Origin of the sequence: Evansella halocellulosilytica, from assembly GCF_002335745.1 — a bacterium.
Lineage (GTDB): Bacteria > Bacillota > Bacilli > Bacillales > Salisediminibacteriaceae > Bacillus_CA > Bacillus_CA halocellulosilytica.
This window is the reverse complement of record NZ_NIST01000001.1, coordinates 1,484,156-1,503,457: the sequence shown is the minus strand read 5'-3', so window position 1 is coordinate 1,503,457 and position 19,302 is coordinate 1,484,156. Positions and strand designations below refer to the sequence as shown.

General features: G+C 33.4%; 18 protein-coding genes. 5 read left to right on the top strand and 13 right to left on the bottom strand.

What is annotated here, in order from left to right; translation table 11 throughout:
- Window positions 1-163 precede the first annotated feature (163 nt).
- The 5 genes from CD001_RS07245 to CD001_RS07225 form a co-directional block, all read right to left on the bottom strand.
- Window positions 164-742 carry a hypothetical protein gene (locus CD001_RS07245; RefSeq protein WP_142303554.1) on the bottom strand — a complete coding sequence of 193 codons (579 nt, stop codon included), beginning with the start codon at window positions 740-742 and terminating at the stop codon, window positions 164-166.
- 269 nt (window positions 743-1,011) lie between these two features.
- The gene (locus CD001_RS07240; RefSeq protein WP_096186864.1) at window positions 1,012-1,899 is read right to left on the bottom strand and encodes an AlbA family DNA-binding domain-containing protein; all 888 of its coding nucleotides are present in this window, start codon (window positions 1,897-1,899) and stop codon (window positions 1,012-1,014) included.
- Between the two features lie 146 nt (window positions 1,900-2,045).
- Window positions 2,046-2,846, bottom strand: coding sequence for a TIGR02391 family protein (locus tag CD001_RS07235; protein WP_096186863.1), 801 nt, complete (start codon window positions 2,844-2,846; stop codon window positions 2,046-2,048).
- Window positions 2,847-3,029: 183 nt separating this feature from the next.
- Window positions 3,030-4,622 carry an RNA-directed DNA polymerase gene (locus CD001_RS07230; protein ID WP_096186862.1) on the bottom strand — a complete coding sequence of 531 codons (1,593 nt, stop codon included), beginning with the start codon at window positions 4,620-4,622 and terminating at the stop codon, window positions 3,030-3,032.
- A gap of 271 nt (window positions 4,623-4,893) precedes the next feature.
- Window positions 4,894-5,586, bottom strand: coding sequence for a hypothetical protein (locus tag CD001_RS07225; RefSeq protein WP_096186861.1), 693 nt, complete (start codon window positions 5,584-5,586; stop codon window positions 4,894-4,896).
- A gap of 172 nt (window positions 5,587-5,758) precedes the next feature.
- On the opposite strand from CD001_RS07225, the gene CD001_RS07220 reads away from it, so the two are divergent.
- A complete protein-coding gene (locus CD001_RS07220) occupies window positions 5,759-6,868 on the top strand; it encodes an SAVED domain-containing protein (protein WP_096186860.1) in 1,110 nt (369 codons plus the stop codon).
- Complete coding sequence (locus tag CD001_RS07215; RefSeq protein WP_218839243.1) at window positions 6,846-8,204, top strand: nucleotide-binding domain-containing protein; 1,359 nt, start codon at window positions 6,846-6,848, stop codon at window positions 8,202-8,204. Before CD001_RS07220 ends, CD001_RS07215 begins: the two co-directional genes overlap by 23 nt.
- Before the next feature lie 465 nt (window positions 8,205-8,669).
- Here CD001_RS07215 and CD001_RS26320 read toward each other — a convergent pair whose 3' ends face one another.
- The 5 genes from CD001_RS26320 to CD001_RS07195 all read right to left on the bottom strand — a co-directional run bounded on the left by CD001_RS26320 (window position 8,670) and on the right by CD001_RS07195 (window position 13,320).
- Window positions 8,670-8,837 carry a hypothetical protein gene (locus tag CD001_RS26320; RefSeq protein ID WP_179298644.1) on the bottom strand — a complete coding sequence of 56 codons (168 nt, stop codon included), beginning with the start codon at window positions 8,835-8,837 and terminating at the stop codon, window positions 8,670-8,672.
- Window positions 8,838-9,076: 239 nt separating this feature from the next.
- Entirely contained in the window at window positions 9,077-11,113 is a 2,037-nt protein-coding gene (gene mobQ / locus CD001_RS07210) for a MobQ family relaxase (RefSeq protein WP_179298643.1), read from the bottom strand.
- 394 nt (window positions 11,114-11,507) lie between these two features.
- Window positions 11,508-12,638 carry a hypothetical protein gene (locus tag CD001_RS07205; protein WP_096186857.1) on the bottom strand — a complete coding sequence of 377 codons (1,131 nt, stop codon included), beginning with the start codon at window positions 12,636-12,638 and terminating at the stop codon, window positions 11,508-11,510.
- A gap of 98 nt (window positions 12,639-12,736) precedes the next feature.
- Window positions 12,737-13,075, bottom strand: a complete 339-nt coding sequence (locus CD001_RS07200; RefSeq protein ID WP_096186856.1) for a helix-turn-helix domain-containing protein — start codon at window positions 13,073-13,075, stop codon at window positions 12,737-12,739.
- Window positions 13,076-13,149: 74 nt separating this feature from the next.
- On the bottom strand, window positions 13,150-13,320 hold the full coding sequence (locus tag CD001_RS07195; RefSeq protein ID WP_257009735.1) for an XRE family transcriptional regulator: 171 nt from the start codon (window positions 13,318-13,320) through the stop codon (window positions 13,150-13,152).
- A 192-nt stretch (window positions 13,321-13,512) separates the two neighbouring features.
- Between CD001_RS07195 and CD001_RS07190 the strand changes: the two genes are divergently transcribed.
- Window positions 13,513-14,112 (top strand): helix-turn-helix domain-containing protein, encoded by a 600-nt coding sequence (locus tag CD001_RS07190; RefSeq protein WP_096186855.1) that lies wholly within the window; start codon window positions 13,513-13,515, stop codon window positions 14,110-14,112.
- Window positions 14,113-14,139: 27 nt separating this feature from the next.
- Complete coding sequence (locus CD001_RS07185; RefSeq protein ID WP_096186854.1) at window positions 14,140-15,018, top strand: tyrosine-type recombinase/integrase; 879 nt, start codon at window positions 14,140-14,142, stop codon at window positions 15,016-15,018.
- A gap of 52 nt (window positions 15,019-15,070) precedes the next feature.
- Here CD001_RS07185 and ltrA read toward each other — a convergent pair whose 3' ends face one another.
- On the bottom strand, window positions 15,071-16,330 hold the full coding sequence (gene ltrA, locus CD001_RS07180) for a group II intron reverse transcriptase/maturase (RefSeq protein ID WP_096186737.1): 1,260 nt from the start codon (window positions 16,328-16,330) through the stop codon (window positions 15,071-15,073).
- 538 nt (window positions 16,331-16,868) lie between these two features.
- Between ltrA and CD001_RS07175 the strand changes: the two genes are divergently transcribed.
- Window positions 16,869-17,225 (top strand): tyrosine-type recombinase/integrase, encoded by a 357-nt coding sequence (locus tag CD001_RS07175; protein ID WP_257009734.1) that lies wholly within the window; start codon window positions 16,869-16,871, stop codon window positions 17,223-17,225.
- 9 nt (window positions 17,226-17,234) lie between these two features.
- Here CD001_RS07175 and CD001_RS07170 read toward each other — a convergent pair whose 3' ends face one another.
- Window positions 17,235-18,050, bottom strand: a complete 816-nt coding sequence (locus CD001_RS07170; protein WP_096186853.1) for a hypothetical protein — start codon at window positions 18,048-18,050, stop codon at window positions 17,235-17,237.
- A gap of 50 nt (window positions 18,051-18,100) precedes the next feature.
- Entirely contained in the window at window positions 18,101-19,300 is a 1,200-nt protein-coding gene (locus CD001_RS07165; protein ID WP_096186852.1) for a restriction endonuclease subunit S, read from the bottom strand.
- Between the last annotated feature and the right edge of the window lie 2 nt (window positions 19,301-19,302).

Here is a 19,302-nt window from a genome sequence, read left to right as displayed (position 1 = left end):
GCAAAACAAAGAGTTAATCAAAGCAATTTAAAAGCATAGAGAGCATATAGAAATGAAATTATTATTATAATTATCTCCCTCGTCTTAAAGACGGGGATTTTTTATAGCTGACAAAAAAGTGGCGGTTAAAAGAAGGAAAACGAAATGGCGGTTCCGAAGGAAGTTAGTCAACGACAGTGACGTTTCCGAAAGAACCGTCATTTAATATGGCTTCTGACATCATATAAGTTTTATTTGGGGTTATCCCAATTTCAATACAAAAATCATATAAAGCGTTAGAGGTAAACTGTAAACTATAGTAGTTATATATTTTATTTCTAAATTTCGTAGTTCCATGATGTATAGGTTGAGTTCTACCAGTGATTTTGATTACGATTTCAGATAATTTTTGCAAATAACTTTTATCTGCACTCACTATTTTAATTAATTTACGATTTTTATTTAATGTTCCATCGGTAGCAATTATACCGAGTAAATAAGATATTTCATTATTCCAAACAATATTAAATAATTCTGCTGCAATTTGCTTTACCTTGTATCCTCTATTAGTCGTACTAGAAAATGCTCTATGTTGGTTACTACAATGATTTGTCTTGTAATTCTTATAATTAAATTCGATCACTTCAATCTCTTTACCACACCAAGCACATTGTGTTTTTATTCTTTTTCTAATAGAACTACCGAAACACTTTGACGAACAGTATTTTTGCTTTTTTTCTCCGTTAAATACTTTTCCTCGCAAAATTGACATACTTTTTCAAACATAATATACATCTCTTTTCTATTATTCTCCCTAATAGTCCTTGACAAAAATTATATAAAGCAAACCCTACTTTCACATATAAAAATCTTCAAGCACAGGAATCTATTATTGCTATTCGTTTATTACAGACTCAACAGTAAAAAGCCTAATCCTCCTTATTTTCACCGAGGATTAGGCTTTTGGTTTTCCGCAATTGTGCGCCCAATTGTTGAATATACTTTGTTACCTGTTTAATCATTATTATCTTTTTATTTCACTTTCCATAGAAACTCACCTTTAGCGATTACCACACAATCTTTTTCATCAACAGTATATTCATTATTAAGGGTATCAAAAAATTTTATTTTAAATAGGAATTCTTTTTCTGTAGTCCCATGTTGATCTAACCCCAACCTCAAACAATCAGTAGAGGTGAACCCTAGATGGAGATCTCCGACTTTCTCTGACATAGGGCTCAAAGCTAATTTAAAATCTGCACCAACATAATTATCCAAGCCATAAACTGAGTGCTTTGATATGATGGTATTATGATTATCTAATACATATAATGCACCACTGATAATAGTTACTGGTAATGATGTATGATTTCTTATAGAAACTTGAAGATAGGCAAGTCCATCATTGTCATTTACCGCTCGCAAAATCGGGGTTAAAATACTAATATAAAAATTTTCTTTATTATAATAGAAGTTATCAAAGTCACTTCTATTAGCTGAAGAATTTTTGCTGCCTTTTCTGATAATACAACTTCCTAGTTTTAAAGAATCTATTTCTTTCCTTATTAAGTAAGGTTTATTATTATTACCACCAGCGATTTTTAAAACCCCAAGGATTTTCCCTTCATAACTATGTTTAAAATAATCAATTGTTATATCAGGTTCTACATAATTTAAAATAATATCCTGGTAGATAGCGGAATCTACAAAAACTTCATTTTTATCAATACCGATAATTTCACCGTTGTCGTTAACACCAATAATAATGAATTTATCTCCATCATAATGAGAGTTTGCCATCGCCATTACATCTTTAATAAAGTTTGGATTTAATTTTGGAGGATATTGTTTTAGTTTATAATCTAAAAAATCACATTCGTAACCCTCTTCTAATAAATTATTTATTTTCTCTTTAATCATACAGATTCCTCCCAAAAAGAATCTACTAAGTCTGTGTATTTCATATTATAAGTTAGTAAAACCAAGCTCTATAATCTGTTAAGAATAGCGCACCGTTTATGGAAGAATAAAAACACAGCACATAGCTCTAAAATTCTCGTTGTCACTTAATTACTATTTTCGATTCTTCGTAAAACATAAGAGGCTAAAGTAAATAAATCAATTGAATCTTCTTCCGACATATTCCATTCAATTTTTGCTGCATGGGCTGTTGGATTTCTAAACGTACCAAACAATCCTTTTGCTAGATTTACAAATCCCTTTTGCTCACTAATTTCAGATTCAGTTTTTAAAGAGTTGATTTTTAGCAAGGGATTACTTCCTCCAAAAGCTTCCTCAACCAATTTCGCTCCGTCACTTTCCAATCCAGTCTTAGTCCTGATCATAGAAGCAATACTTTTTGTTGCCTCTAAAACAGCATGAAAATAGTTATTTTGAAGAAGCTCTTTTTTACAATACTTAAGCAAATGAGGATGTAGATGTCGGGAAGTTATTCTTTCCGTAAGCCGAGATGCCCTATTTTCCGCTTCAGTTAAAGTATTTGTTGATCGTACCTTATGAAATTTCCCATCATCTTTAAATTCCAATCCATGAAACAGAAGTATCGTGTTGATTTTTTCTAGTTTGACATCGTAAAAGTCCTTATTTCCTATATATCGACTTGGAGCAAATGATTTAGAAATAAAAGATAAAACACAGTTTCCTGAATTAGTTTGATTTTGTCGATTAGCTAGAGCATTATACAATCTCTTCCACTTAGTAAGTGTCGGATCAATATCCTTAAAATTTAACATTCTTAAAAAATACTCTATTTGTGATCCAGTCAGACCATCATTGGTATCAGCTATTATCCTACAAAGCGTCTCTAGCTCACCTTCATTAAATGTCTTTCTGTTTACTTTTTGCATTTCGTATCACCTCTGTTGTTCAGCTATTAACCACTTCTCTAGGTGGTTATGTTCCCACTTTACTCTAACTGCTATCTTGTTTAATTATGTTTCAAATAATTTCATCTCTATAAAATCACTTTCTAATAAATAATGATATTATAGTAAAACATAGTTAGAAAATTGAAATTTCCCTACTCGGTTTTATTTTTGAGACCATTTAACCACTGCAATTTCTAGTGGATCTAACCTTGTCAGAATTGAACGGTACCAATGACTTGCCTCATCACCTGGTAAACACTTTGCAGCTTTAATAAATGCCCTTCTTTGCCATGTTGGAAATTCCATAGCATTCCTTTTTTTGGGTCTAAACCACGATTGTTGATTAGCTGTCCCTAATGCAAGAATAATTTCTCTTCTCGAAAAATCATCATAATATTCATTATAAAATGATGTTAATCTTTCAGTATTACATCCGCTTCCATTTGAAAATGTTTTAAAAATCCACATTCTATGGAATTCCAAATGGCCAATTATTGAAGAGTCAAGTATTTTATACAACTTTACACTTACTTCCTCTTTTTGGACTGCAGTTAATTGAACTTCATTTAGATAATTAAATACATGTTTAAAAGCAGAATAGAGTTTTTCAGAATTATCTAATATCAGATCCAGGATATCTGTATTATTAAGTTGTGCCATTCTTTTTAAAATAAAGCCCACTATTCTTGTATCTATATTTTCTAATTCTAATTGTTCTTTAAGTATAGTTTCTAAATTCATCGAATCAATCGCTAATTGTAAATCTTTAGGCAACATCTCATAAGAAATTGAAGCGTAGGGATCATCTATTCCAAATTCACCTAGAATATCAGAAAATTTCTTATTTAAACTGTCTATTTCCATTGATTCCTCAGTTTTTAAGTAATTTTCTTTAAACTGTTCAACTGAAAGAATTCTTGTTTTATGTTGTTGTAATGTAAGGCCATGATTATCAAACAACATGTTGGCTAATAAAGCAAGTTGCTCATAAGCTTCTTTTTTTGTTTTACAAAAAATGCGAAAATCATCAACATATCTACAAAAATCGACACCCTCACTTAGTAACCCTTCATCAATATCATTTAGCGTCAACTCTGCTAATAAAGCTGAAGCTGATTGACCTACAGGAATACCATAAGAAATGCTATAGTTCCAACTGTTAAGTAATTTTTTAATAGCAATAGCATGATTTGTCTTTGCAGTACTTGAACTTAATGCATTCTCTAAAGGGTGTAAATACATTCTAGGATAAAAATCTGCAATGTCTGCAACCACCACATATTGTATAGAGTCATCTCCTAAAAACAAATCTACTTTAGATGAACAATATTCTAGAAAATTTCTATAGTTTATATTTGGATCAAACATTCTACCTTCATTATTTGGTTTAAATCTATATGAAAAACTCACATTTTTTTCAATGGGTACCCTTCTTGCTTCGATATCCTCACCAATTTCATAAACTAACGCAGTATATATTATAGTATCAAGAGGATCAAGTTGCGTTGATAATCGAAATCCATATTTATGTTTTGGAGTAAGACTCCTTTTAAAACTTCTTACTGCCCAATTTAATATATCCTGGTTTCGTAAATACTCTTTGAAGCTTTTACCATTCGGTAATTCTTTTGTGTCTTCATCCCAAATATAGCGAATTGCTTCATATTCAAATGGAACTGGAAATATATTTGTATCACCAAAATTCTCAATATGTTTTAAAGCCCAATCGAGTGAACTACCTTGCAATTTCAACATTAATTCCACCTCTTATTTTGTATTTCTCCACTAATAAGCTTTTCTACATAATTTACCAATTACCTCTTTATGTTCTATCAAAGTTATTGTTTCAGTTATCCGTTCTAACAAAAATTACTCTTACTGATTAGATAAGTTACCAGATGGACTGTAGTGGTAAACGTCACTCATTCTTTGGCAAACCTCTTATATTTGGTGGCAATTACTATGTCAGAGGTGCTACATTTTCAATAGCTGTAAACATTTGGTCAAATTACATATTCCAAAACAGTTATTTATATCGATCTTTGTAAAGCATCCAAGTTTTATCCATAAACATTTTTATCTTACCAATATGTGGTGCTCCATACGGTTCAACCAAATACTCGAACTTCATCATATTATCCTTTTTTAGCAATTCTACTAAGTACGAATATCTAAGTTGTTGATTTTTACAGAATCTAAATTCTGGGTCACTGAAGATAATTTCCCTCAACTTATTTTCATCATTTTTTTGTTGATCTTTCTTGTAATCACTTATTTCTTTTACTTCTCGGGAGAACTTATTTTCAATAATTTCTATAGTTTCATCTGCTACACTAATACCTTTACTTTCTATCCAATGGTTCTCTAGGTTCACCCCAACAAAGGTACCATTCTGAAGAACAAATAATGTCAAACTCTTCGGTGAGTTAAAATCTAGTGATTCTATATTCCGATTATGTTGAAGAACTTCTATTTTAAATTCTTTCGAATACTTACTGTACCAATCATGAGGAATTATGTATTCTTCAGGATTATAGTAAGTGTAATAGTAGTAGACATACTCAGAATTAGAATCACTCGCAAATTTCAAGAAATCCTTGATTTCGACTATATCTAAATGAATTTGATTAGATATCTTCATATCACTTACTTCCAATGGAATTAAGTTTTTATAGTCATTGATTTTCTCTTTAATATACTCGCTAGTAGTTATCGACATTGTACTCCTCCCCTTTCATAGATGCCATAATCCCCTTTCTCCCATGTAGCAAGATAAATCAAGCATATAATCGAATTTTGTAATTCCTTAACATATTACGTTTATCAAATGTGGTACTATATATCTATTATGGTAATTTTATCAAAAATTGGTTTAGGGGGGGGGGAACTTATTGCAAATTAATCGTTTTATCAAGTACAAAGCTTTACCTTATTTGATAATTTATTTCAAGAATAGAGCTTATAACAAAACTCCATTAGTTATTCTCGCTCTTGGTATCTCTATCTTTCCTAGTTTTGGGCTTTTTCCATATCTAATACAAATTCTTTTTTCGCAAAGCGAATACGGTGATTACATAAATATTATAGCTATAATTATTTCTATTAGCTTAATTACATTCGCTTTATATTGGATTCATAGACAAATGGTAAATAGAGAAAAAGGATTAAATAGAAAATCCAAGGTTGTATTTAAACAGTTTTCTATTGATTCTTCTGAAAAAAATAATACACCAGGAAACATCAAAGAGGAGGTATATGTAACATTAGACCAAAGGCCCAAAAATAATGAAACAAATTTAGAGTGGATGAAAAACAGTCTTATTAAACAAAGAGAATCAATAGAAGATTATTTTTATGTTGCTGAGAGATGGGACCAACCTGAATCACAATATGAAGGTCTAGCTCACATTCCCTATGTCTTTTTATTAGGATATCAGGTTTCGAATAAAAGAAATTTTACTTTTTCTGAATGGGATGAAAACAATCTTAAGTGGGAGGTTTTACCTGAAGAAATCAATTATCCTAAATTAGAATTAGTAAAAGATTTGGTATCTAAGAATTTCGAATCTTCGTCGGAGGTTAATATTCTAATCTCCTTGACTGAAGAGATTAAAAGAAGTCAGTTGAGCGGTATCCCTGCTTTCAATAACGATAACTACCATCTTAAGCTTCGAAATTGTAAAAGACATGCAATTAAAAGTAAAACTCAGTTAAGTGAATACAAACAACAATTCCGTTCGTTATTAGATGATATAAACCGACTATACTCCAACAACTTACAAAGAGTAAATATATTTATATCTGCTCAGACTTCTCTTGTGTTTAATATCGGAAGTGCAATTACTCGAAATGACAAAGATGTGTTCATTTATAATTTTGAAGGCAAGAATACCATTAATTATCCTTGGGCTTTAAAGGTTCATAAAAAGACAAATCCTAACAATATTAATTCCTATATTGAAATTCATGAGGTGGGGTATGATGTTAAATCTTCACAATGAAATGAAGGCTTTTCATGATAATGAAGTAAGATTATCGGGGGCAGAGGCCAATAAATTAAGAAAGTTAAAAAAAACTAACATCAACAGACTAAAAAATGGCTTGTTAGAGATAAATGAAGAAAAAAATAAAAAATACGTCCTTGTGGATAATATAGTTCAAGGGAGTATTGCAATAAGTACTGTCACTCAAAATGATGAAAATGATTATGATATCGACGTTGCGGTCATTTTTGATAAAAATAATTTACCCGCTTCTGCATTAGATAGTAGAAAACTAATAGAAGATGCTTTATGTAGAAAGTGTACTAATTTTGTTATTGCCCCGACAGCAGGAAAGAATGCTATTAGAGTGCAATATCAAGCTGGGTATCACATTGACTTTGCAGTATACAGGAGATACAAAGAAAAGGATGAAGATCAGGATTTTATTTTTGAACATGCAGGACCTTCATGGAATTTAAGGCACCCAAGAGGTATAAGAGACTATTTTAATCAGCAAATCAGAGAAGAAAGTCCAAAAGAAAGTGATGAAGGGGTATATGTAAAGAAAAATCAAATGAGGAGAATTACAAGACTCTTAAAAATGTTTGCCCGTTCTCGCTCTAATTGGAGTTTACCAGGAGGAGTCATTCTAACTACATTGGTAGATGAATGTTATGTACCCAACAACGAAAGAGATGACAAGTCATTCTACGATACAATAGTCGCCATTAAGAATCGTATTGTTTTATCTAATAATGTAAACAATCCAACAGAACGATCTCTTTCCTTGACACCTAAAGAAAACCACAAAAGAAAAGTAACTAGATTAAAGGATTATTTAGAAGACAAACTCACCAATCTAGATGTTCTGTTTGAGCATGGTTGTACAGGTGAAAAAGGAAAAAAAGCATGGAAGAAATTTTTCAACCATGATTATTGGGCTCCTGAAGAGGTTTCAAAATCTGCGGAAAGAGAATTTTATGCGGAAAGAGCACAATACCCCGTTGCTTATCGTTTAGACGTTAGATATGAATTATATAATCGAAACAAATCCAATAAACTTTCATATAAAACTAATAGAAGAAACGAAAGGATTAATCCGAAATATTGTAGTTTGTTTTTTGAAGCAAATCATAATGTACCTGCCCCATATGAAATTGTATGGGAGGTCAATAACAAGGGGGATGAGGCACACGATATTAACGATTTAGAACATTCAACAAGTTATAAGCATTACGAAGGGAACTATCATTGGGAAGGAACTTCATATAAAGGAACTCACTCGATGAATGTAAGTATCATAAAAGACAGTCGTGTCGTAGCTAAAAAGGAAGTATTAGTAACTATCATTTAAAGAGGTTTTTTGAGTAATCAAGAAACTAATTAAACCCTTTCAAATATAAATACTATAAGTATTCTTTTCATTCAAAAAAACCCACCCTAGAAAGCCGAATCTTATCTCAATCAAAACATGAGGAAACGGACATATATTGCAACAAATGAATTTATTTTAACCTTGCTTGTTACTTCTAATCTAACCAAAATTAATAGATATCAAGAATTTTAAATACCGTTATTTTAACGGTATTCTACCATATACCTATTTTGATTTACCGTTATTTTAACGTTATTTTCATTTAAGAAAATTCTTTTACCGTTATTTTACCGTAATCAACTCAATAGTTTATATGTGGGAGATATCACCACAACGGAAGAAGGGGTGGCTCATAAAGAACCACCCCTCCCCTACCGTACAGACGGTGAGAGTTCAATTAGCCAAGAGGAAGGGGTTCCCCTTCCTAACATCAATGTTATTATATCATGAAGTGCTTTCATTTTTAAGTTGTTCGATAAGTTGCTCTCGACTCATCTCGCCCATAATAACCTTGCGAACAGCTTCTTTATCTTCTTCTGTAACTTTGAATCCTTCCACCTCTAGTTGCCATTTCGCTTGTTCAAAGAGCTTCTCAAAGCGTACTGAGTCCATGTTAACGCCCCCTTGTGTTGTTCACACCCTCTAAAAGATCGACTTCCTCACAATAAATAGTTACAGTCTCTTCACACACATCCACAACAGCCGAGATTCATAGGGATACTCATTGCGATTTTTTGATTAAGACAAGTGCTGTAATGCAAATTATTAATGCTAATATTGAGATAGCAAATGACCACCCAATCCTAAGCCCATCCCCTTTCTATTTTAATGGTAACAGCCATAGGATCAAATCATTGCCCTAACTCTATTTCTTTAGAATGGTCTTTACGCAGCAATTTAGATTTTTGCTTACGTTTAATTTCATCCAAATCCTGCCCTTTATCGTTTGGTGATGATGAATTTACTAAGTTACTAAATAACTGAGTCACTGCTATTCCACTTGTTTTAATATCCTTCATTTCATACAAATCATTAATTGACTTACCATCTTTTTGGAGATCTTTTTCAATCAGTTTAAGATCTTTTGAAAGTTTACCAGTTGAACGGTTGTCTAAATGCCATTCAATCAGTTTGGCTTGCATCTTAGCTGGAATAGCTTCTATTATTTCTTTTGGTTGATTAGTATATTTGTCTGCTAAAGAACGAGTCATACGTTCATTCAGCTTTTCTTTTTGGAATTCGCGATCTTTAACCTGCTCTTTAGCAGTTTCTAGCTTCACGTGAACATTATAAACACTCTCTGTATCTTTATATTCTTTCCATATTACGGTGAACTCGCTATTAGCTTTAGAAACAGCTCTGTTTGCAATTAGTAAACTACTTTGATTCTCCCTCCACTCTTTCAATAAAGTTTGATCAGATACTTTCTCAACTGAATAATCTTTCATTAGCTGTGGTTCTTCAAATTCTTCGATGTATTCATATTTTATGCCACTTCTCAGATATTCTTGAACATAAGCATGTTTCAAGTCTATAATGCTTTCATTGAAACCTTCTGTTATATGGCTATATTGAGGATAAATATAGGAAAACTCCCTGTGAATGATTTCTTTTTGTACTTCATAAGCAATAAGACTTTTTATTAAGGCTTCATCAAAACTAGACATTTTTTGAGTGAAGTTATTTGCTCTGTTCGTGTAATCTATTTGTCTTATTTTATGTTCTTGCTCAAAGGATCTCGGTAAAAATCCGTAATAGAGTACACTTTTAGGATCATCCTTATATTTGTCTCGAACTCTACCTAAAATATGACCCTCAACATCTAACTTTCTAGCTTCTTTCTCAATTGAAATACCCCAATTTTCAACCTTCTCAAGATTCTCCTTTGCATTTTCATAAGTTACATACCCATGAACACGATTGGAGACATATTTCAGTGCATCTACTTGCTCTTCAGATAATGGAAATTCTTCACGTACATTAGGAATAAACTGTTTATCTATTTCCTTTTCAAGAGACTTCTTATACTCTTCTAAACTAACGACTCTTTCATCAATCTCACTTAATAATTCATTGGTTTCTTCTATTTCTTTATTCACTTCACCCATGTGGGTGACAGGCTCATATTCTTTACCTTGTATTTGCGCTTGAATTTGTGCTTCTTTTTCAGCTTTATATTCTTCCCAGGTCAAACGATGCCTAGCGATCTTATTTATATCGGTTTCTTCATAAGATTTATGACTAACACGTACATCGGATCCAATTTCTTTAAAAGCCTCATTAGCTTTTTCAGCCCAATTTTCACGCCAAATTTCTAACGTTTCTTTTTTATCCCAATTGGTCAAGAATTCCGTTTTAGATTTAACATTACCTTTCTCTGTTTTTAACTTATTACCTTCCTCATCATACAAATATATTTTACGTTGTTTTTGCCCCCAAGAACCATCTTCTTCAAAAGGCCTGACAGTTAACATGATATGTGCATGGGAGTTATGTTCAACGTCACGATGAATCGCAATATCAGCAACCATTCCTTTATCTGTGAAATTCTCTACTACAAAAGATTTTACTAATTTAGTTTGTTCTTCTAATGGCAATTCAGTCGGTAAAGCAACCCTCACTTCTCTTGCTAAACGACTATTAATAGATGCCTCTTTATGTTCAACCTCATTCCATAATTTTTCTCTATCATAAACCCAATCGGGTGCATGCTCGGGGGCAATAATATATGTCTCAGGCTGCACATCTCTTTGACCATAAAATTTCATCTCTTGATCGTCATTGGAATATAACGCTTCACCGGAACGATAGGAAGAAGCTGCGACAGCAGACTGTCCTTTTCCTCTTGAAATAGTATTAACTGATAAGTGATAGTAACCTACAGCCAAGGAACACACCGCCAATCTTTTATTCTTTCCTTGTAATCCACGAAGTGCTATTTGCAAAGCAAACGAATGTCGGGATGATTCTGCCCGACTGCCACGCATACAATCTTTGATGGTATGTAAGTGGGCACTCTGTGAATTTTTAAACTCGACGTTCAACATAGACGACAAGTTTTCTTGAAAAATAAAACACTATATTTATAAAAAAGTTAAATTTAGATTGAACTTATTACTGCTCATTTATAGAAAGGCAGTAATAAGTTCATCATTTCATTTTTATTATGCTTTAGTAAATAAATGATAGACTCCGTTATTTTATTCAAACTTTGAACCTTTTTATGTCTCTTCCTTTCTTCTCATCCGAATGATCATTTTGACCATTCGAGAGGTCATATGATTATTCCTCTTCAAGCCAATTGTAAGAAGGATGTTTCATTTTATTTTCACGCTTCTTTTGCAGTTGTTGTTGATGTAGTTCATATTGCCGTTGACGTTCTTTCTCGTACTGATCTTTCATGATTGATTGTTCTGTTCGATCTTTTAAACCGTTCGCAAAGTAAACAGCAAAGTTTCTATGATTGTCTACACTTCTAGTATGTAGCTTGTCCATCATGAACTGATACTGTCCTTCAATATCTTCCATTCTGAATAGGTCTATCCCTTCGTTAAAAACTGCTAGAATAGTTTTATTAATTGTTTCAGGGTTTACCCCTTTTTCATACAGAAAGTCACCTAGAAACTCAAATATGAAGTTTTCAGCCACAATGCTTTTGACTTGGTTTTTTATTTGATTATTTTGATCAGATCTATTTTCGTGCGAGCGCGCGTTTATTATATTATTTATTTCTTCTTCTTCAGTTAAATTATTATTTGTATAATTAATAGGTTTCATTTTTGAGACAAGGGGTGGTTCAATTTCTGATACCATGGTGGTTTCATTTTTTAAACCATCATTATTATGTTCTTCTTCGCCATTGCCCTGATATGTCCGTTTTGATGATTTATTCATATCAGTCTCTTTTCTTTTATTAGCTCCCTTCCTTCCGAAGATAGCCTGTACGGAATTATAATCTCTGTCATAGTCTCTTATTTTTTGTAGTGGTTTTACAGCTAAATGAAATTCATTTTGTGGATACTCATAAACCATAATGTTTTTCGGCTTGTGCCCATCATTACTTGAACCATTCCAAGTAATAACATCTATAAATCCATATTCCCAAAGTGGCCTGATGACTTTTCGATAAAAGGTTGCTTTTGATAACCCAAATTCAACCATTAGTTTCCTAAGTGATCTAGGAATAGTAGATTTGTTCCCATATTTATCAAGTGCTTCTTCTGTTCTATCAACAAGCGTAAGTAGCTTTAACCAATTAATTAACGTATCACTCCCTAACTTTTTCTCCCAATCAGTCATGGATACGAAATAAAGTGGAGGTAACATTAATTCATCTCGACTCTTTTTCTTGCCTTTTTTAATCACAAACATTTGGTCTGCATCTTTATTATTTTCAAAATTCTTATCCAACATTATTCTACCTCACGTAAATATTTGGTATTATGTGAGTAAGCTTTTGCTTCCCTCTCTCTTATTTGCTGCCAGGCTTTAGGGGGAGGGCATTTTTTCGCTTACTCTTCTTCACGATTATTACTCCAATCTCTCGCTCCATCTTTAAGCCTATTAAAGAACATGAAATCATTATTTGTGACACTCATTTGGGCAGTGATATTATCCAGAAAATCCTCGACTTCATTTCTTTTGAAAAGGTATTTCTTCCCAACTTTATAAAAGGTGAGACCATTCTTAATAAGCCTTTCTTCTATCACAGGTTTACTTATATTTAAATAACTAGCTAACTCGTTGTATGTCATGAAGTATTTTTCAACTGCTAATTCTTCGACTTTTTGGTTAATCGCTTTCTCCAACAATTCATTTACCGTCTTATCATCAACTTTAATATCAAGCATTTTTTTCACCACCTTTTATTTCGCAAATTCTCTTTCTGATTCTTTAATTTCAAACAAGTCATCAAATTCCACCCCTAAGCCATCACAAATTTCTTAGCTGTTTCTGGCCTAGGATACTGCTTTCCATTTGAAATCTGAATTAAAGTAGCGCCAGAAATTCCATTAATCTTTGCGAAGCTACATTTAGAAAAACCTTCTCTAATTAACCTCTGATTAAAATCTTTTTTTGATTTCAACACGATCAATACTTACCCCTCCTCACAAAATAAAGTTTAATAATGAAAACTTTATTGGTTATATAGTATACTTTAATTATAATTAAATTAATTTGAAAATCAACTAAAATTACAGATATTTTATTAATTATTATAAAAACTTTATTGGTTACTATATGGTTTCTATGGTATAATGTATAAAGTTTATAAGGAGGTTTGAAAATGGGATTTATACATTGTAACCTAAGAGTTTTAATGGCAGAGAAAAATATGAATATTAAAGACATATTTGAAAATACATCACTTTCCCGCACAACCATTTCTAATTTATATAATAATTACGCTAATGGTGTGAAGTACGAGACACTTAGTCAACTTTGTACTTTCCTTGATTGTCAACCTGGAGATTTGTTAACTTTTTATGATGTTGAAATTGAAATTGAAACAGACAATATTGTTAATGGTTTGAATGTTGAAAGTTTGTATCACCAACTAAAAACAGGTGAAGATTGGTCAGAGTTAATAAATAGGACTCAGCTAAATACGATAGTTAAACTAAAATACAATGAGGGAAAATTTGAATTTGGATTGCCTGTACTTCTAGATAGTAAATTCTCCAGCAGTTTAGTAATGAATATTAACATAGAATTTGATAACTCTTTAAAGAGTCAATTTAAAAAGATGAGTATACCGTTCGTTGTTGAAAATTATATCTTTGAACACTTAACAGACCTTATTATCAAAGAAGTACATGAATTGTTTGATTTCGATATTGGATTAGACCCTTTTCAGACACAATTTGAGTCTAAAATATCTGATTAAACAACTTGTTAGAAAAAGGTGAATATCATGGCAAGAATATACAAAAAGAAAACCAAAAAGGGAATTAGATGGGGGTATAGAGTTTATCTCGGAAAAGACCCTGTAACAAACAAGGAGCTCAAAAAAGCGAAAGAAGGGTTTTTAACTCAAAAAGATGCTAAACTTGCAGCCGCATTAGTAGAAAGACAAGCGCATAGAGGTGAATTTCTACAACCATCAAACATTACCGTTGAAAAAGTGTACCTTGACTGGGAAAAACATTATGCTTCACAGGGGGCAAAAGAAAGCAGTGTGAGAGCTCGTAGAATTGCTTTTAAACACGTATTAAACAAATTTTCAAATACACCCATTCAAAAAATCAATAAGAAAGCTTATCAAGACGTCATTGATGAGTTAGCTGAAAAATTCAGTTCAAATTATATCTCTAGCATTCATTCATCTGCTCATATGTTTTTTGATTATGCACTCCATAACAAACTAGTAAATGAAGTACCCACAAAAGACATAAGGTTACCTAAGAAGAGAAAGACAGTAGATGAACTTGAAGAAAACCAACATACAATACAACAAAAGTTCCTAGAAAAAGAGGAATTAGAAGAGTTTCTTAAGAAAACTAAAGAAATCGGATTAGAAGGTGATCTGTTAACGTTCACTCTACTGTCTTATACGGGAATGAGAGTTGGAGAAATGGTGGCATTAAAGTGGCCAGACATTGATTTTGTAAAACATACAGTACGAATAGTAAAAACTTATTACAACCCTACGAATAACAAGACTAAATATAAGCTTTTAACACCTAAAACAGATGGATCAATCCGAACAATAACCATTGATCCCTTAGTTATAGAACTCCTGAAAAAACATAAAGCTGAACAAGACCAGAATCGAGTAGGAGGGGGTGACTAACCCCCGACCTCTCACACCACCGTGCGTACCGTTCGGTACACGGCGGTTTCATTTAAGTCCAACGTAACGATTGATATCTCAAAAGTAGACTTTTAAGCCCTTGATTATTCCAATATCGGTTATCAAGGGCTCTATCTAATATAGGACTTTTAGCTATACGCCAGTATCCTAGTCTAGAATTAGCCCACTCCCATGCCTGTTGTTCATTGATTCCTTGCTTCCTAAGATTCTTTTGTTTCGTTTTAATCTTCTTCCACTCTTTCCATCGAATCATCCTCAACCTTCTTCGAAGCCAACCATCAATCCTTTTAAAGACTGAGGTAGTTTCGGCTAGTTGATAATAGCCCATCCAACCGATCAGATAGCGGTTGATTTTCTCTATCCTATCCCCCATAGAAATTGACCATTTCCTCGAGGTGAGTTTTCGTATTCTCAGTTTAAAACGTTGAATACTTTGCTTGGATACTCTAATTTTCGGTTGTTTAATGTTGTTGGTGAAAGTGAAGCCTAGGAATGTTCTTCTCCATGGTCGGTCTACTGCACTCTTCTCTTTGTTCACCTTCAGTTTGAGTTTCTTCTCAATAAACGTTGTAATACTTTCCATTATCCGTTCACCTGCTCTTCTAGAGCGGACGTAGATATTACAATCGTCGGCATAGCGTACGAAGGCAAGACCTCTTTCCTCCAGTTCCTTGTCAAGTTCGTCTAGAACAATGTTAGACAGGAGGGGACTAAGCGGTCCTCCTTGCGGAGTCCCTTCAGTATTAGGACTGACAAGGCCTTTCTCCATCACACCAGATTGAAGATACCTACGTATCAACCTAAGTAGTATGGGGTCATCCACTCGATAACTTATTGTTCTCATTAATCTATCATGGTTTACCTTATCGAAGAATTTCTCTAGGTCAATGTCCACGACCCAGCGACAACCCTCTTTAATATACCCCCTAGCTTGTCGAACAGCGTCGTGAGCACGTTTGTCTGGTCGGAACCCAAAACTTTTGGTGGAGAATGTTGGGTCATAAACCTCACTCAGTGTTTGTGCAATAGCCTGTTGTATGAAACGGTCTATCACAGTCGGGATTCCTAATTTCCTCTTACCTCCGCTCGGTTTCGGGATTTCGACTCGGCGAACAGGTTGAGGTTGATAGGTACCACTTTCGAGCTGAGCTCGCAGGGATGCCCAGTGTTCATGAAGATAAGGTCGTAGGTTTTGTACGTTCATCCCATCTACACCGTGACTTCCTTTATTACGCTCCACTCTTTCGAGTGCGCGATTTAAATTTTGCCGTGATAGAACTCGTTCCAACATTCTTATCAATCTCCTACGTGAATTAGATCATCTTCTTGTGTGGTATTACTCTCAGCCCTTCTTATGTCCCCTGTGGGATTCACCACGTCCTCCATTAGGAAGGATTATATGTTTCTGCTTCATTGAGTAATACGTACGCCAAGCGCTAATTCTTCTTAAATGATTCGGCCCTTCCCTTAAATCTCTAGATCATTCAAAGTACTATGGCCTCTGCTGACTCCTGACTGTTCAGCTATTTATCACTAAATAGGTTACCAAGTGAGCTTGGCGTTACAGCCAGGCCTCCCCAGGTAAGAGTGCAATCTTTCCCTCCACCTATCTGCTTCATTTACTCTGTACCACCTTCGGCAGAACGGACTTTGTTTTGTTTAGCAAACTCATCCAGTGATACCTAGCCTCATATGAAGTTCGTGTTCCTCAGACCGGAGGTCTGCCGCTCGCTTCCTTCAGATTCCACGTCACCATGGACACCCTTGCGTTTGGCTAACCACTACTTCTGCCTTCGTGGTTCGGGACTTTCACCCTATAGATTACACCCATGCTGGGCGCACTAAAAAAAGAAAATGAACCCTTTTATAAAGACAACGGGTTCATTTTTGCAACAAACGAAGGGTATCCAAAAACAATTAAAGCTGTAGCCATAAGACTTCAAAGGGTTTTGAAAAACACATCAATCGATAAGCACATAACACCCCACTCATTTAGACATACACATACATCACTTCTAATTGAGGCTAATGTGCACATAAAAGAGATTCAAGAAAGACTTGGACATAGTGATATAAATACTACCATGGACATTTATGCACATATGACGAAAAACCTTAAAAAAGAAGCTGTAGATAAATTCCATGGGTTTATGTTAGGTATATCTAAAAACCTATATGATTCGTAAAAGTAAAAATTACTTCTTTTTCGTTCTCTGTTTTGCAAAAACAGAATTATTAAAGCCTTGTCCAACCAACATCACCTTTTTATTTTTAATAGCCTCAGGCCAATCATTCCCTCTATTTTGTCTTACAAATATCGGTAGTTGGCATGTGTCTTCTTTTGAAACGATCTTTGAAGTTATTTCTTCTAAATTTGCATATTCCGACTTATCATGAATCATAAATGCAAGGGGGAAAAATTTTAATATGCTTCCCCCATTAATAGACATTGAATCATCACCAATATCTTTTAACCAAAAGTCATGGAGTATCTTTGTATCATTGTACGGATAAACCCAATAGTGTATATAAAGACCATCTAATGACTCTTGATCTCTAGACAGAAAGTATGACCGCAATTTCTTTTCAATTAAATTGTTATCCGTATGTGTTTTAGCACTTAATAAATGCCCTATAATTGCTTTAGAAACTTTATAAGGGTTAACTGTAACCGTCAATGATTCTGGTAAAAATAAACTTGACTTCATTAAATTTGTAACATTTTTAGCTAAATCCCCAAACTCTTGATCATATTCTGTTCCAAGTATAGAGTTACATTGACTACAAATCGTTCTAAACTTTAACCCGTTTTGAGAAAAATGTGGTTTAGTTCCTTCTATACCTTTCACGAGCACTTCTTGTATTTCATAAATTTCTGTTTCAGTAATATTAACTGCATTTTTAGGGGGAACATGATCCCAACTCAGAGGCTTTTTTTCTAAGCAAATATTACATATACCAAATCTATCTCTTTTGAATTTCCTGTAATTAATTGTTTTAGTTGTACTCATAATAAATCGCCTCTCCAATTATCAGCCGTGGATATAGTTTTTTCAGTTGGTTAGATGAAGACCTGTTGCAGAAACCCTTTTTTTTGATCATGTAAAGACCGCAGTTTCTCTTTTTCCATTATTTCCTTTTTCTCGAAAAGATCCAATACCTTTGCTATTTTGTTTTGTTCTTTTTCAACGGGAAGGTTTATTTGCAATTTGAAAAAATCAACATCTTTTATACTAACTCTGTCATGCCTCGCCCCTTTATCACCGTGAGTATAAATATGCTTATGCCATTGGCTAGATTTAAAGTAATAATGGAGAAACCTTGAGTTGACTGAGTTATTATTAACTCTAAAACATAAATACAATGGGGAAACTACTCCAGCTTCAGGAAAAGGATAAACACTAACTGGCCCATACGGTGCTTCTTTTGAAATTCGAGGATTATAAACAAGATCTCCTTCTTTTATTACATAATAACCAGCAATATTCGAAGCATTTGCAATATCTTTGTCAAAGTAATCTTTTTGCTTAATTAAACCATACAAGGCTGAGTTTGAGATTACATTTGTAACTAATGATTTATTTTTCTCTTTTACTTTACTTGCTACCTCACTTAATTGCACTCGCTTCCACTTTTGAAACTCCTTCCCTTCATCATTCATAAAACGCAATTCTTGATTAAAGATTTTTTGCAGCAAACCTTTCTTCTGCTCTTTTAACAAACCTACCTTTTCATGTTGTTTTTTAATGCGCTCATCTAAGAGTGTAAAGAATTCACCGATTTTTTGTTGTTCACTCGTGGAAGGATAACTAACTTCAACATCTGATAAATCACTGCCATTAATCGCAGGATAATTTGACCCTGTACTTCGTATTTTTACTTCATGTGAAAAACGGGATGTAAATAATAGGTGATATAAAAATCTTTCATCTTCTTTTGCCCGAAGTAGTGAAAAACCAGTAGATGCAACTGTTGGTAGAGTAAATTCCTCAGATAAAATATAATGATTCTTCTGATAAGATCTAACTGACTGGAATAACACATCTCCTAATTCTAAAACTCTTTTTGCTCGGCTTGGAGCATTATGTTTCTCTAAAATATTTTGCGATAATAACTCCCCTTGTTTAACGCATTCCAAGCTTATATAAATAAATTCCCACGGAAGATCCCCACTCTTGGGGTTAATTTCACATAGCTGATTTAAATAACTTAACTTCCAGTTATCTTTGTAATTTTTAAATCTCAACTCAGGAGTTTTCATAG